This window comes from Pseudomonas sp. IT-P176 (assembly GCF_949767245.1).
In the GTDB taxonomy this organism is placed as follows: Bacteria; Pseudomonadota; Gammaproteobacteria; order Pseudomonadales; family Pseudomonadaceae; genus Aquipseudomonas.
The window spans coordinates 1-14,209 of the sequence record NZ_CATKPN010000071.1 but is presented as its reverse complement, the minus strand read 5'-3'; the positions used below and the strand labels follow the sequence as shown (position 1 = coordinate 14,209).

Here is a 14,209-nt window from a genome sequence, read left to right as displayed (position 1 = left end):
TTCATTGCAGGATCGACACAAAATTGCACAGTTATTTCTCAGCCAGAACACTAGAATAGAGCCCTTATTTTCACAATCAGAGCCCTCTATGCCAGATCCGGTTGACGCCTACGGGCTGTCAGATTTACCGCTGGACAACTTGGTGGCGTGTCATGAATGCGACTTGCTGATGCGCAAGCCACACCTCGCTCATGACGAGAAAGCCTTATGCCCGCGTTGCGGTTATGAGCTCTACGCTCATCGGCACAATGTCGTGGAGCGTAGCCTCGCCCTGGTGATCGCTGCGCTGCTGCTGTTCGTCCCTGCGAACTTTTTACCGATCATGGAACTCAATCTACTCGGACAGACGTCACACGACACTGTCTGGAGCGGTGTTGTCGGTTTGTTCGATACTGGCATGCAAGGCGTGGCGGTGGTGGTGTTCCTGTGCAGCATGGGGATCCCCCTGCTCAAGTTGCTCTGTCAGTTATTGGTATTGTTGAGCATTCGATTTGATATCGGACGCAGCTACGGCCTGCTGCTGTATCGCATTTATCACCACCTGCGTGATTGGGGGATGCTCGAGGTTTATTTGATGGGGGTGCTGGTGGCCATCGTCAAACTGGCTGACCTGGCGTCCATCACCATTGGCTTGGGCCTGGGGTGTTTTATCAGCTTGTTGTTGGTTCAAGTCTGGCTTGAAGTGGTGATGTCACCGCACCAGATCTGGGAAGCGTTATCCGGGGAGGATGCTCATGCGGGCGATTGATGCAGGCATTCTGATCTGTGCTGAGTGCCATCAGTTGAACAAACAGGAACCCGACACCGACGAGCAGACCTGCACGCGCTGTGGCGCGATGGTCCATGCCCGCCGGCCCAATAGCCTGGTGCGCACCTGGGCGTTGTTGATCACCGCCGCGATTCTGTATATCCCCGCCAATCTGTTGCCCATCATGACGGTCAGCGCCTTGGGGCAGGGGGAGGGCGATACGATCATGTCCGGCGTGATCACCCTGGTGCAGCATGGGATGCTCCCCATCGCGGCCGTGGTGTTCGTCGCCAGTATCCTGGTACCGACCTTCAAGCTTGTCGGCATCGCCCTGCTGCTGTTTTCGGTGCAGCGCCGCCAGCCTTTGTCCGCGCGGCAACGCATCCTGATGTACCGCTTCATTGAGTTCATTGGCCGCTGGTCAATGCTCGACATCTTTGTCATCGCGATTCTGGTGGCAGTGGTCAACTTTGGTCGGCTCGCCACCATCGAGGCCAATCTCGGTGCAGTGGCCTTCGCCAGTGTGGTGATTTTGACAATGCTTGCTGCAGTAACTTTCGATCCCCGACTGATTTGGGATAACACGGAGTCGGACGACGACCATGACTGATTTGCCTAAAGCTAAAACCCGACCGGCTTCCAACTGGTCGGCCATCTGGGTGTTGCCCCTGATCGCCTTGGTGATTGGTGGGTGGTTGGGCTGGCGTGCCTATAACGAGACCGGGATCCAGGTCCAGGTCCGTTTCGAAAGCGGTGAAGGCATTCAGGCCAACAAGACCGAAGTGGTCTACAAAGGCATGTCGGTGGGCAAGGTCAAAAGCCTGGCGCTCGATGATGAAGGCAAGAGCCGTGGGGTGATCGCCACGGTCGAGATGAACAAGGACGTCGAGCAGTACCTCAAGACCAGCACGCGCTTCTGGCTGGTCAAGCCCAGCGTAACCCTGGCGGGTATCACCGGTCTGGAAACCCTGGTCTCGGGTAACTATGTGGCGATCAGTCCGGGTGAGGGCGAACCTACCCGCAAGTTCAAGGCCCTTGCCCAGGAGCCGCCCCTGTCGGACTCCAAGCCGGGTCTGCACCTGACCATCAAGGCCGAACGCCTGGGCTCGCTGAACCGTGGCAGCCCGGTGTTCTATAAGCAGATTCAGGTCGGTCAGGTGAAGAGCTACCTGCTGTCCGAGGACCAGAGCACCGTCGAGATCAAGGTCTTTATCGAGCCCACTTACGCCAACCTGGTGCGCAAACACACGCGCTTCTGGAATGCCAGCGGGATCAGCATCGACGCCAACCTGTCGGGTGTGAAGGTACGCAGCGAATCGCTGGCCAGCATCGTGGCCGGCGGTATTGCCTTTGCGACGCCGGAGAACCGCAAGGACAGCCCGCCCACCGACCCGAGCCTGCCGTTCCGTCTGTATGAAGACTTCGACGCGGCCCAGGCCGGCATCCGGGTCAAGGTCAAACTCAGTGACTTCGAAGGTCTGCAAGCCGGTCGTACGCCGGTCATGTACAAAGGCATTCAGGTCGGCAACCTCAAGGCCTTGAAGGTCGACTCCGACCTGTCCAGCGCCACCGCCGAACTGACCCTTGACCCGCTGGCTGAAGACTACCTGGTCGATGGCACGCAGTTCTGGGTGGTCAAGCCGTCGATTTCCCTGGCCGGTATCACCGGGCTCGAAGCCCTGGTCAAGGGTAACTACATCGCCGTGCGTCCGGGTGACAAGGGCAGCCCACCCAAGCGCGAGTTCGAGGCACGGCCGAAGGCGCCGCCATTGGACCTGCGCTCCCCGGGCCTGCACCTGGTGCTGTTCACCGAGAACCTCGGCTCGCTGGAGGTCGGCAGCCCGATTCTCTACAAGCAGGTCAAGGTCGGTTCGGTGCAGAGCTATCAGTTCTCGCGGACCAAGAAGCAATTGGTCATCGGCGTGCACATCGAGAAGGAATACGAAGGCCTGGTCAACGCTTCGACGCGTTTCTGGAATGCCAGCGGCATCACCCTCACCGGTGGTCTCACCGGCGGGATCCAGGTCAAGAGCGAGTCCCTGCAAAGCCTGATGGCCGGCGGTATTGCGTTCGAGACTCCAGAAGCCAAGGCGCCGCTGCAAAAGCGTATTCCGCGCTTCCGCCTGTTCACCAGCCATGACGAGGCGACGGAGAAAGGCACCGTGGTCACCCTCAAGCTCGACCGCGGCGACGGACTGCGCAATGGCACGCCGATTCGCTACAAAGGCCTGGACGTCGGCAAGGTGGAAGACGTCGACCTCAGCGACGACCTGCAATCGGTGCTGCTCACTGCGCGTATCACCGTCGTGCCGGAACGCATTGCCCGGGTAGGCAGCCAGTTCTGGGTGGTCAAGCCGCAGTTAGGCCTGATCAAGACCTCCAACCTGGAAACCCTGGTGACCGGGCAGTACATCGAAGTGCAGCCCGCGGTGAAAAACCTCGGCCCGCAAAAGAACTTCGTTGCCCTGCCACAGCCACCCGAAGCCACCGCGCAAGAGGCAGGCCTGAGCCTGGTGCTGAGTGCCGCGCGCCGTGGCTCGCTGAAAACCGGGGTGCCGGTGACTTACCGGGAAATCACCGTGGGCAAGGTCACCGGTTACGAACTGGGGCAGACCGCGGATCGGGTGTTGATCCATATCCTCATCGAACCGAAGTACGCGCCATTGGTACGCAGCGGTACGCGCTTCTGGAATACCAGCGGTTTTGGCCTGGATTACAGTCTGTTCAAGGGCGCGACCGTACGCACCGAATCCCTGGAAACCCTGATCCAGGGCGGCGTTGCCTTTGCCACTCCGGATGGTGAGCGCATGGGTAACCCGGCGCGGCCGCAGCAGACCTTCCCGTTGTTCGACAAGTTCGAAGACGAGTGGCTGGAGTGGGCGCCGAAGATCTCCCTCGGCAAGTAAGTCAAACCCGCTGTACAAAAAAGGCCGCGATCCAATGGATCGCGGCCTTTTTTGTTTATCCACCGCTAGAGCATTTAGACGGCGTCCAGCTCGGCTTCGGTCGACTCGACGCTGACCGCCGGTTTCACTTCGTCATGCCGACGGATGTACTTCCAGTCGGCCTCGTCGATGTAGATACCGTTCGGCCCGCTGCCACCTTCCAGGTCAATCGCCACACTGGCGCAGACCTGTGGCTTGACACTGGCGAGGATCGGCACGAAGCCCAACTGCAGGCTGGTTTCCAGCAGGGCGGCCTGGTTCTTCTCGTCGATGTCCGCGGCTTCGTCGAGGTAGTACGGCAGGCGCACACGCCCGGCCTGGTCGCGGTCCATCAAGTGCAGCAACAAATACATGTTGGTCAGTGCCTTGATGGTCATGGTGGTGCCGTTGGACGCGGCGCCATCGATGTCAGTGTGGATCACTGGCTGACCGTTGACCTTGGTGATCTCGAACGCCAGCTCGAACAGGTCCTTGAGGCCGAGCTGGTTGTGGTTCGCCGCCACCAGGCGCGCCAGGTACTCCTTGGCCTCTTCGTTCTTGTTGTCCTGCTCGGCACTCTGGCTCAGGTCGAACACCGACAGGGTTTCGCCTTCTTCGTACTGACCGGCACTGTGGATGATCTGGTCAATGTGCTTGAGGGCTTCCTTGTTCGGCGCCAGGACAATGCGGAAGCTTTGCAGGTTGGACACCTGGCGCTTGTTGATCTCGCGGTTGAACAGCGCCAACTGGTGCTCGAGGCTGTCGTAATCGCTGCGAATATTGCGCAGAGTCCGGGCGATGTCGGTGACGGCCGCACGCCGGGCCTTGCCCAGGGTCAGGGCTTCGTCGGTACGGTGGGCATAAGCGTTGATCAACAGTTGCAGGCGACGCTCCATGTCGTCTTCGCTGTCGAACTTGGCCACGCCCTTGAGGCGAACCTGGGCGTACAAGGCGTCGATCTGGCCGTCGACACGCAGCAAGCCCTGCCAACTGTCCTGGTAGTCATTGAGCAGCGGCAACAGGTTGTCCATGGAGTCGTCGATCGGGTCCATGCACGGCGTGCCGAATGGCAGGTCGGCCGGCAGCAGCTGACGGCGGCGCAGGGCGTCGTCGAGGGTGCGTTGCTTGGCTTCCATGTCGCCGATCTGCCGGCCGACCAGTTGCAGCTTGGCCGACAGTTGCTGGACGCGCTCAGTGAAGGCATCGCTGGAGCGTTTCAATTCGTCCTGGGCCGCTTCCATCTGCGCCAGTTGCTCGAGCTTGTCGCCTTCTTCGGCGCTCAGGGTTTGCGCGCGGCGGAAGTCCTCGAGGGCTTTTTGCGCGTCCAGCACCTGCTGGTACAGCGCTTCAGTCTGGGTCTTGCTGGCAGCGCGGTCCGCGGCGACCGCTTGCTGGGTTTTCAGTTGCTTGAGTTCTTTGTCCAGGCGTTCTTTCTGGTCGCGCAACGCGGCACGGTCAGCCAGGGCTTGCAGGGCGGGCGGTTCGATGTGGGAAATGTCGATCGACAGCCCCGGTACTTCGAAACGCTCACCCTTGAAGCCGTCGAGGATCAGCTCCAGGGATTTGACCCACTGTCCGTCCTCGTCCAGCGTAATGCCGTGCTCACCCAGCGGCAGGCTGAACAGTGCGCTGTTGAACAGGCGCATCAGGCGTTCGACGTCCTGTTGCGAAAACTCTTCGCGCAGGCGCGCGTAGCTGTTGTTGTCGGCGTGATCGAGTTGCTGCTTGACCGACTTCAGGCGCTTTTCCAGATCCCGCAGGCGCTCTTCCAGGTCTTCGGCACTGAACTGCCGGGACTGGGCCAGCGCGCCGGCCAGTTCATCGTGCGCATCCTTGGCGGCCAGCAGTTGTTGCTCCAGGACTTTGACGTCTTCGACCAACGCGAAGCGATGCTTGAGCACCGACAACTCGCCGAGCCAGCGCTGGATGCCGGTGATTTCGCGTTCCAGGCGCATCAGCTCCTGGGTGCCGCCGCGTTGATCGTTTTGCAGGGCGTCCTGCTCGTTGCGGTAGTGCTCGGCCTGGATCGTCAATTCTTCCTTGCGCGCACTGGCGTAGTCCGACCAGGTGCCCAGCAGGGAGTCGAGCAGCGGCGAGATGCGGTGCAACTTGCCGCGCAGAATATTGCGCTGGGTCACGCCTGCCGACAGGGCTTCGACCAAGGGGCCGGCGGTGACCAGCGAGTTGTAGTCCTGCTCCATGCGGCGCACATCGCGGAAGGCTTCTTCGCACGCGGCGATGTAATCGACGCTGCCGGAACGCAGGCTGTGTTCGAAGGCATCGAGGAACAGTTGCTTGAGCTTGGCCGCGGTGATTTCCCGCATGTGCAGCAGGTTGATGAACAGCGCACGGAAGGTCTTCAGGCTCTGCTCACTGGTGGAGCGCAGCGGAATCAGGGTCAGGTCCAGCGGGATCGACGTGTGGCCGCCCACCAGCAGGCGCCGCAGTTCATCCGGCTTGAGCTCGTAAGCCTTGAGGCCTTCGCGTTCGAGGTTGCTGAACAACTCTTTCTGGCGCAGGCACGTGTCGTTTTTCTGGTAATGGGCCAGGTCCAGCTTGCCGGCATAGGCGAAGAACTGGTGGCCAAAACCACCGCCGGGGCCACGCCCAACCACGCCGATCACGTGTGGACCGTGTGGCAGCGAAACTTCCACCAGGATGTAGCTGGTGTCGGAGGCAAAGTAGAAGCGCCGCGATTGCTCCAGGCTGTACTTGCCGAAGCTCATGTCCGACATGCGTGCCAGGATCGGGAACTGCAGGGCGTTGATCGAGGCGGACTTGCCCAGGTTGTTCGCCCCGTAGACCGACAGCGGTTCTTCCAGCGGGAACAGGCCGAGGCTGTAACCCGCGGTATTCAGAAGGGCAAAGCGGCGAATGCCGTAGCGTTCCTTGCTCATGCGTCGAGCTCCTGTTCTTCGGCAATGGCGCGGGCCAAGGCGTCTTCTTCACTGTCTTCGGCGAAGTCGCTGAGGTCCAGCGGGTCATCGGTCTGCAGCAGTTTTTCGTCGCTGTCGTCGTCAATCAGCACCGGCGCCGGCAGTGGCAGCACACTGTGCAGGCTGGCGGCCAGGTCGCGGTCCTGTTGCACCGACAGGCAGACGTCGAGGAAGCGGTGCATCGGTGGCAGGAAACGGTAGATGCCGTTCTCTTCCCCAGCAAAACCGAGCTGGGTCATGCGCCGCATGATCTTTTCTTCGAGCTCTTCCACGGTCTGCACTTCAGCCTGGATGAACAGGTCGCGGTATTTTTCCAGCAACGACGGCAGTTCATCGCGGCCCAGGCTACCGCCGTCGAGCACGGCGATCGGGTCGCGGCCCTGGTCGGCCAGGTGTTCGACCAGAATGAAGGTGAACAACGCCAGGCGCTGGGCAGTCTTGTTCACGGCCGCTGCGGCGAGGTCCGGAACGAAGTAGTAGAAGCCCCGGGTATCGCACACCAGTTCAAATCCCAGGGCGCGGAACAAGGTGCGGTACTGGTCCTGAAAGTTCGACAACTGTGCGTACAGCTCAGGATCGCGACGGCTGACGTGATAACCCTTGAACAGCTCGCGAAAGATCGGCGCCAGCTGAGACAGTTCGGATAGATCAAGATGCATGGGGAATGCTCGCAGAATTCTCGCTGGCATCGGTGCCGGCCGAGAGCAGGGCGAAGGAGCGCAGGCTGACCTGATGCTCGTGAGTGTGGTAATCGCGGCGTTCCAGGCGCTCGCGCTTGAAGCGTTTTTCCCGCGACAGGCGCGAGAACCAATACAGCAGCTCGTCGGTCGCGCCATCCGGTTCCTGCTCCAACAACCAGGTCATCAGGTCTGGCATCGGCAGGGCGTCTTCGCAGCGCTCGAGCATTTCCCGAACCGTGCGTGGCGCACGCGGGGCTTCGCCGGTCTGGATCTTGTGGGCCTTGGGGAAACGCGCCGGTTTTGGCTCGAAACGTGCCAGGGCGTAGACATAGGCTTCAACCTGGCTGGCACTGCCAAGGAAGGTGCTTTGCGGGCGAGTGAACATCGGCATCGCCGCTTGTGGCACCGCATCGATGCCCTTGCGCCGGATCATCGACAGGGCCAGTGCCGCGCCACGGGTCACGGCGTTGTGCCGGCGGGCTTCTTCGCGCAGCGGCAGCAACAACTCGCGGGCGTGGCGCAGGGTCAGTTGGGCGCTGGTCTGCATTTCGAGGATGCGCGCGTGGGTCCGCAGGAGCATGTCGTCGTCGACCAGATGGCCCAGGCGCTGCTGCTCGGTGAGCATCTTCAGCAGGACGTTCTCGACCTTGCGCACGCCTTGTTCGAAGGCGCCGTCGGCGTTGACCAACTGGATCATCGGCTCGACATACTCGTCCCAGGTCGCCAGTACTTCGGCATAACGCTGGCGCAATGGAATCTGCCGGTCGCTGGTCTTGGCCCGCTCGGCGACGGCCACCAGGGCCTGTTCGTCGTTGGCGAGTTTTTTCAACACGTCGCGTACGCGCATGTCGAGCAAGCGCAACTGGCGCGCCAGGTCGTTGCCATCACGAATATCGAATGCGTCTTGGATGTAGCCGGCCAGCCGCTCCAGGTGCCGCAGGTAGGCTTCGATTTCCAGGCACAGGCCCAAGCGGTGCTCGCGGCGCAGGTAAGCCAGGAAGTCGTGGATCTGCGCGTTCAGTTCAAAGCGGTTCGGGCTTTTTGCCACCGGAACCAGAATGTCGAGGCGGATCCACACGTCCAGCAGGCTGGTGATGTCCTGTGGCGTGCTGTCCAGTTGCTGGGCGGCCAGCTGCGTGCGCAGTTCGTTGAGGCTCAGGGTGCCTTGGTCGAAATGCTCACACAGTGGCTCCAGGAGTGCCCAGTGTTCGGCGAGGGCGCGCAAGACGCGCTTGGGTTCGATCATTGGATTGGCCGGCTGGTTGGCGATTAAAAGCAGCGATTGTACTGCATCGCAGGCTATGGGAATCCCCCTCGGCAGATCGACGGGACGGACTGTCGTATTTCTCTGCTCTACTGCGGGCGATCTTCGGCGAAGGGCGGTAGAATCCCTGCACTTTAAGTTATCCACAAGTGGCCGACCTTTGCTAATCGAGTCCCGTCGCCGCGCTTATTTGACTGCCATGCAGGTGGTCAACTGGCTGCCGCGCACCGAATTGCCCTTTGCCGCCCCTTCGCGGCCCGAGCTGCTGGAGCTGGTTGAGCCGTTGGTCGCCGAGCCGCCAGTGCCGGGCGTTGCGCCTGTGCCAGCGGCCAAGGTCGCCGTCGCGGTCGAGCCGGTAACCGCCCCCGCCGCGCGCCCGCGGATCGAAGTGCCGCGCCCATCGCTGGCCAGTACCCGGACCAATGCCAAGGTCGAGGAAGAAGCCGCCCCCGCCGTGGTCAAGGCCCCGGTCGTGCCGCCACCGCGGTTTGCCCTGCAATTGTTGCGCGCGGGCCGTTGCCTGCTGCTGGTGGAGTTACCCACAGGCGACACGTTCCAGACGCGCGACCCGGCCTACCTGCTGCTCAAGGACATGTTGCGCGCCGCCGGCCTGCCGGACAGCCCGCAGATCGTCGGCGAGCCGGTGCGCTGGCCGCTATTGGCGCGGGGCACCATGGATCAGGGGCCGGAAGCGGCGCGCGATTTCGTCCAGGGCTTTGTCTCCGCGCGCCTGGAAGATCAACCCTGTGTCTGTCTGTGGCTGGTGGGGCTGCCGGCTGTGCGGTTTGCCGGCGAGGCGGATGCGCAAGCGTACAATCGCGAACTTCAGGTCGAAGGCCTGGGGTCGGTCTGGGCGCTGCCTGGCCTGGAATTATTAATGGAAGAGCCACAGCGTAAGGCTGATGTCTGGCAAGCCATGCGTCGGCTGATGGCGCGCTGGAAAGAATCAAATGAGTGACGCTGTATCGTTCCGCCCGATGACCGAAGCCGACCTGGACGCAGTACTGAAGATCGAATACGCGGCGTTCAGCCATCCCTGGACCCGCGGGATCTTTCTCGATGGCCTGGGCAAGTACCAGATCTGGCTGATGTTCGAGGGGCAGCAACAGGTGGGCCACGGGGTGGTGCAGATCATCCTCGATGAAGCGCACCTGCTCAATATCACGGTCAAGCCGGAAAACCAGGGGCGCGGCCTGGGGCTGACCTTGCTCGAACACCTGATGTCGATTGCCTACAAGGCGCAAGCACGTGAGTGCTTCCTCGAAGTGCGCGACAGCAACCGCGCGGCCTTCCGACTGTATGAACGTTATGGTTTCAACGAAGTGGGGCGCCGCCGCGATTACTACCCGGCAGTCGGTGGGCGTGAAGACGCCGTGGTCATGGCCTGTACCCTGGTCGACTGAGCCGTTCGACCTTTGCGGGCAAGCCTGATGCTCGCCCGCGCAAGCGTGTTAACGATTGCCGTCGACCGGATCGCGCCGCGCCAGCTCCGCCTCATCCAGGCCATTGCCGCCGCCAATCTCGTCTTCATCGACAATGCTCAAGTCCCAGTCGGCCTGATCACCCTCGCCGACGTCCTGGGCGTCCCGTGCGCCGTCTTCACGAATCAGGTTGCCTGGGGTCAGGTCATCATCGGTGGATTCGTCGTCATCGGCCGAAGTCTCGTGCATCCCTGCTTCGGCTGCAGGTTGGCGCGGCACGGGCGGTTTGCGCAGGTGTTCGGGCAATTCATCGCGAATAATGGCGCTGGAGGGCTCCTCGTCGAAGTCCAGTTCACGCATCGAGCCCATGCGGTCTTCGTTGTCGTCGATGGGCTCGGGCTGTACCGAGCCATACGGACGTCGTGAATCAGTCATGGCAAATCCTCATAATGTGGGGCTTATAGGGTGGACAGGCGCTACCCTTGAAGATTCCAAGCCATTTGCCCTAATAACGGCGTGACCCCGGCGCATGCTGGGGTGTCAAACCAGCGCATCATTCTTGAGGCTTCAGAACATGAACGAATTACAAGATCTGATTGATAACAACGAGCGCTGGGCTGATGCGATCAAGCAGGAAGATCCTGACTTCTTCGCCAAACTGGCCCGCCAGCAGACGCCTGAATACCTGTGGATCGGCTGCTCCGACGCGCGCGTGCCGGCCAACGAGATCGTCGGCATGCTGCCCGGCGACCTGTTCGTGCACCGTAATGTGGCCAACGTAGTGCTGCACACCGACCTCAACTGCCTGTCGGTGATCCAGTACGCGGTCGACGTGCTCAAGGTCAAACACATCCTGGTCACCGGCCATTACGGCTGTGGCGGGGTGCGGGCGTCCATGCAGGACCGTCAGTTGGGGCTGATCGACGGTTGGCTGCGCTCGATCCGCGACCTCTACTACGAGCACCGCGAAGCGTTGGCCCAATTGCCGACTGAAGAAGAGCGGGTCGACCGTCTCTGCGAACTGAACGTGATCCAGCAAGTGGCCAACGTGGGCCATACCAGCATCGTGCAAAATGCCTGGCATCGCGGGCAAAGCCTGTCGATCCATGGCTGCATCTATGGCATCAAGGATGGCCGCTGGAAGAGCCTGAACGCCACCATCAGTGGTTTCGAGCAACTGCCACCGCAGTATCGCTTGCGTCCGGTGGGTGCCATCTAGCACTCCCCAGGTAGGCGTTCAGCAAAGGCTGTGGCGATGCCATTGCTGCAGGAAAAGTCGCCCCTCGGCGCTGGGCTGTTCATCGTAACCGGTGATCCAGCCACGGCACCGGGGCGAGCCGCATTTACAGGCAAACTGGCGCAACACGCTGGCTTCGGTGCTGACATAGTCCATACACAGTGGGCTGCCTGGCGTAATGTCCTGTAGCGCCCATAGCCAGAGTTCGCTCATGTCGAGGAAGACATTGGGGTCGCAGGAGTGGCGCAGTCGTCCACAGAAGTAGGGGTCATAGACGTGAATGCCCACCGCTAACTGGACGCTGTGCAACTGCGGGGCGTGGACCAACTGTCCGCAGACCCGGCACATTCGGGTAATCCGCTGATAGTTACGCAGGGCCATGACGCCCCGGTTTTTTGCGCCATGGCCGGACTCCACAATGAAGTCGGCCATGGACGGGTAGCCCTGCTTGGGGCTGAGCCCCTCGAAAGGGTAGATGCATCCGTTCGTCAAAGACTGGGCATTGACCTGAGGGCTCATAGACATCCCTGCCTGGATCAAGCTTGCGACAGCCGTAGACGGGGCATCCTGTCTGCCCTGCAACGCTTGAGTGTTGCTCAAGCGTCTCGCAAATGACACACATCGTCTACTGTCAGGCCTGACAGGGGATAGTGACGACTTTTACTGTAAGCCATGACTTACAGCGCTATCGAAATCATTGCGCCAGTGGTGTTTTATGCGCTTGCGACTAAGGTGTAACGGGTTGTCCGGGAGCGCATTTGCGTAGACCATGGGCGCCGCGATTTTTTGCCTAATTTCGAGCCTGTTTATGACTGCCATTGCCGACACTCGACCTGCGCCATTCTCCCGGTCTGACTACAAGACCCTGGGCTTGGCGGCACTGGGCGGGGCGCTGGAAATCTACGATTTCATCATTTTCGTGTTTTTCGCCCTGACCCTCAGCCAACTGTTCTTCCCTCCGGAAATGCCCGAATGGCTGCGCCTGCTGCAGAGTTTCGGGATCTTTGTCACCGGGTACCTGGCGCGGCCGCTGGGTGGCATCCTGATGGCGCACTTTGCCGACCGGTTGGGGCGCAAGAAGGTCTTCAGCTTGAGCATCCTGATGATGGCGCTGCCGTGCCTGCTGATCGGGATCATGCCGACCTACGCCCAGATCGGTTACTTCGCCCCCTTGCTGCTGCTGGTGCTGCGGGTGTTCCAGGGCGCCGCGGTCGGTGGGGAAGTGCCGAGTGCCTGGGTGTTTGTCGCCGAGCATGCTCCTGCCGGTCACCGCGGTTACGCCCTGGGATTCCTGCAGGCAGGGCTGACGTTTGGTTACCTGATCGGCGCCTTGACCGCGACCTTGCTGGCACAGGCCTTTACCCCGGCGGAAATCCTCGATTACGCCTGGCGTTATCCGTTCCTGCTGGGCGGGGTGTTCGGCGTGCTTGGCGTGTGGTTGCGCCGCTGGCTCAACGAGACTCCAGTGTTCATGGCGATGCAGGCCAGTCGTGAGCTGCACGTCGAGCTGCCGTTGCGCACGGTGCTGCGTGAGCACCGCCTGGCGATGTTGCCGGCGGTGATCCTTACCTGCGTACTGACTTCGGCCGTGGTGACCTTCGTGGTCATCACCCCGACCATGATGCAGAAAACCTTCGGCATGACCGCCAGCCACACCTTTGCGCTGAGTAGCCTGGGCATCGTATTCCTGAACATCGGCTGCGTGATTGCCGGGTTGATCGTCGACCGGATCGGCGCCTGGCGTACGGTAATGCTCTATAGCCTGCTGTTGCCGCTGGGCATCGGCGTGCTCTACAGCAGCCTGATTGGCGCAGCGCAGTGGATCGGCCTGGCCTATGCGATTGCCGGTCTCGGTTGTGGGGTGGTGGGCGCGGTGCCGTCGGTGATGGTCAATCTATTCCCGGCACGGATTCGCGTCTCGGGGATTTCCTTCACCTACAACATTGCCTACGCGATCTGGGCCAGCATCACACCGCTGTTGCTGATCGGCCTGATGCCGTGGAGCCCATGGATCTGCGTGATTTTCTGTGCCGTGATGGGCGCCGTGGGAATCAGCGCGGCGCTGTACTTCGGCTCGCGCCTGCCCCAGGTCGCCCAGTCGGCTGGCGCGACCTGCTGCCCCTGAGGGTGTCAATCGCTGATCGAGTCTTCATCCAGCGGCGCCGCGAGCGGTTTGAGTGCGACGATCATGTCGACTTCGACCGCGGCGCCCTTGGGGAGCTGGTACACCCCCACCGAGGTGCGGGTATGCACACCAGCGTCGGCGAAAATCCCGTACAGCACCTCTGAGGCGCCGTCCGCCACTTCACTTTGCTGGGTGAAGTCTTCGGCGCTGCGCACGTAGACATTGATGCGCAGGATCTTGTCGATCCGCTCCAGGTCACCGAGTTGCTGCGTAAGAATGGCCAGGGCGCGCATCGTGCAAATCTTCGCGGCCAACCGGCCTTGCTCCAGCGACACCTCTGCGCCCACGCGGCCCACCACCATTACCGTATTGTCGATGCGTGGGATCTGCCCGCTGATGTACACCTCATCGCCATTTTGCACCACCGGCACGTAGTTGCCGCCAATGCGCATTTCACCGTCAAAACGATGACCCAGCGCCTGGGCGATACCGTCGAACAGCGCTTTACGTGATTGATCCATGCCGGGCATCTCCTGTGTATGGGGGGGGCTGCGCCGACTATAGCGGGTTGTTTGCTGTCCCAACATAGGCATAGGCATCTACACAACTGTGGTGCGACGTTGCACCTGTGGGCCTCTGGGGTGTTGGATTAGACCGAGTACATATCCATTTCTTCGGTAACGGCCACTTATGGTTCCGCCTGACGGCGGCTCACTTTTGAACAGCGCAAAAGTAAGCAAAACGCTCTTACCCCCACCACTCGGTGCCTCGCTTAGGCTCGGCATGCCCGTACTCCGACATTGATTTGGGGGGTCGCCGCAATGGGCCCTCCCTGGCCCAGTGCGGCTAAACCGGCGTCCTGCCGGTTTACCCC

At 61.3% G+C, this 14,209-nt stretch carries 13 protein-coding genes; 7 read left to right on the top strand and 6 right to left on the bottom strand.

What is annotated here, in order from left to right; all coding sequences use genetic code 11:
- Positions 1-88: 88 nt before the first annotated feature.
- Genes ACM6IP_RS20860 through ACM6IP_RS20850 form a run of 3 tightly spaced genes read left to right on the top strand, consistent with a single transcriptional unit; the run spans position 89 to position 3,654 of the window.
- Positions 89-748 carry a paraquat-inducible protein A gene (locus tag ACM6IP_RS20860; RefSeq protein WP_095169033.1) on the top strand — a complete coding sequence of 220 codons (660 nt, stop codon included), beginning with the start codon at positions 89-91 and terminating at the stop codon, positions 746-748.
- Entirely contained in the window at positions 735-1,358 is a 624-nt protein-coding gene (locus ACM6IP_RS20855) for a paraquat-inducible protein A (protein ID WP_095169032.1), read from the top strand. The genes ACM6IP_RS20860 and ACM6IP_RS20855 overlap by 14 nt, the downstream gene beginning before the upstream one ends.
- Positions 1,351-3,654, top strand: coding sequence for a PqiB family protein (locus ACM6IP_RS20850; RefSeq protein ID WP_095169031.1), 2,304 nt, complete (start codon positions 1,351-1,353; stop codon positions 3,652-3,654). The genes ACM6IP_RS20855 and ACM6IP_RS20850 overlap by 8 nt, the downstream gene beginning before the upstream one ends.
- A gap of 74 nt (positions 3,655-3,728) precedes the next feature.
- Here ACM6IP_RS20850 and mksF read toward each other — a convergent pair whose 3' ends face one another.
- Genes mksF through mksB form a run of 3 tightly spaced genes read right to left on the bottom strand, consistent with a single transcriptional unit; the run spans position 3,729 to position 8,534 of the window.
- Positions 3,729-6,569, bottom strand: coding sequence for an Mks condensin complex protein MksF (gene mksF / locus ACM6IP_RS20845; protein WP_095169030.1), 2,841 nt, complete (start codon positions 6,567-6,569; stop codon positions 3,729-3,731).
- Positions 6,566-7,267, bottom strand: a complete 702-nt coding sequence (gene mksE / locus ACM6IP_RS20840; RefSeq protein ID WP_095169029.1) for an Mks condensin complex protein MksE — start codon at positions 7,265-7,267, stop codon at positions 6,566-6,568. Before mksE ends, mksF begins: the two co-directional genes overlap by 4 nt.
- Complete coding sequence (mksB, locus tag ACM6IP_RS20835; protein ID WP_162530211.1) at positions 7,257-8,534, bottom strand: Mks condensin complex protein MksB; 1,278 nt, start codon at positions 8,532-8,534, stop codon at positions 7,257-7,259. Before mksB ends, mksE begins: the two co-directional genes overlap by 11 nt.
- A 217-nt stretch (positions 8,535-8,751) precedes the next feature.
- Here mksB and ACM6IP_RS20830 point away from each other — a divergent pair, with 217 nt between their 5' ends.
- Together ACM6IP_RS20830 and rimI are read left to right on the top strand one after the other, a co-directional pair.
- Positions 8,752-9,510, top strand: a complete 759-nt coding sequence (locus ACM6IP_RS20830; protein WP_095169028.1) for an energy transducer TonB — start codon at positions 8,752-8,754, stop codon at positions 9,508-9,510.
- Positions 9,503-9,955 (top strand): ribosomal protein S18-alanine N-acetyltransferase, encoded by a 453-nt coding sequence (gene rimI / locus ACM6IP_RS20825; protein ID WP_095169027.1) that lies wholly within the window; start codon positions 9,503-9,505, stop codon positions 9,953-9,955. Before ACM6IP_RS20830 ends, rimI begins: the two co-directional genes overlap by 8 nt.
- A gap of 48 nt (positions 9,956-10,003) precedes the next feature.
- Here the strand turns inward: rimI and ACM6IP_RS20820 are convergent, their stop codons facing one another.
- Positions 10,004-10,408 carry a serine kinase/phosphatase gene (locus ACM6IP_RS20820; protein WP_401131308.1) on the bottom strand — a complete coding sequence of 135 codons (405 nt, stop codon included), beginning with the start codon at positions 10,406-10,408 and terminating at the stop codon, positions 10,004-10,006.
- Between the two features lie 139 nt (positions 10,409-10,547).
- Here ACM6IP_RS20820 and can point away from each other — a divergent pair, with 139 nt between their 5' ends.
- Positions 10,548-11,192, top strand: coding sequence for a carbonate dehydratase (gene can, locus ACM6IP_RS20815; RefSeq protein ID WP_095169025.1), 645 nt, complete (start codon positions 10,548-10,550; stop codon positions 11,190-11,192).
- A gap of 18 nt (positions 11,193-11,210) precedes the next feature.
- Here can and ACM6IP_RS20810 read toward each other — a convergent pair whose 3' ends face one another.
- Positions 11,211-11,642, bottom strand: coding sequence for an SET domain-containing protein-lysine N-methyltransferase (locus ACM6IP_RS20810; RefSeq protein WP_414862197.1), 432 nt, complete (start codon positions 11,640-11,642; stop codon positions 11,211-11,213).
- 376 nt (positions 11,643-12,018) lie between these two features.
- On the opposite strand from ACM6IP_RS20810, the gene ACM6IP_RS20805 reads away from it, so the two are divergent.
- Complete coding sequence (locus ACM6IP_RS20805) at positions 12,019-13,335, top strand: MFS transporter (RefSeq protein WP_320333018.1); 1,317 nt, start codon at positions 12,019-12,021, stop codon at positions 13,333-13,335.
- A 5-nt stretch (positions 13,336-13,340) separates the two neighbouring features.
- On the opposite strand, the gene ACM6IP_RS20800 is transcribed toward ACM6IP_RS20805, so the two are convergent.
- On the bottom strand, positions 13,341-13,856 hold the full coding sequence (locus ACM6IP_RS20800; protein WP_095169024.1) for a RidA family protein: 516 nt from the start codon (positions 13,854-13,856) through the stop codon (positions 13,341-13,343).
- Positions 13,857-14,209: the final 353 nt, after the last annotated feature.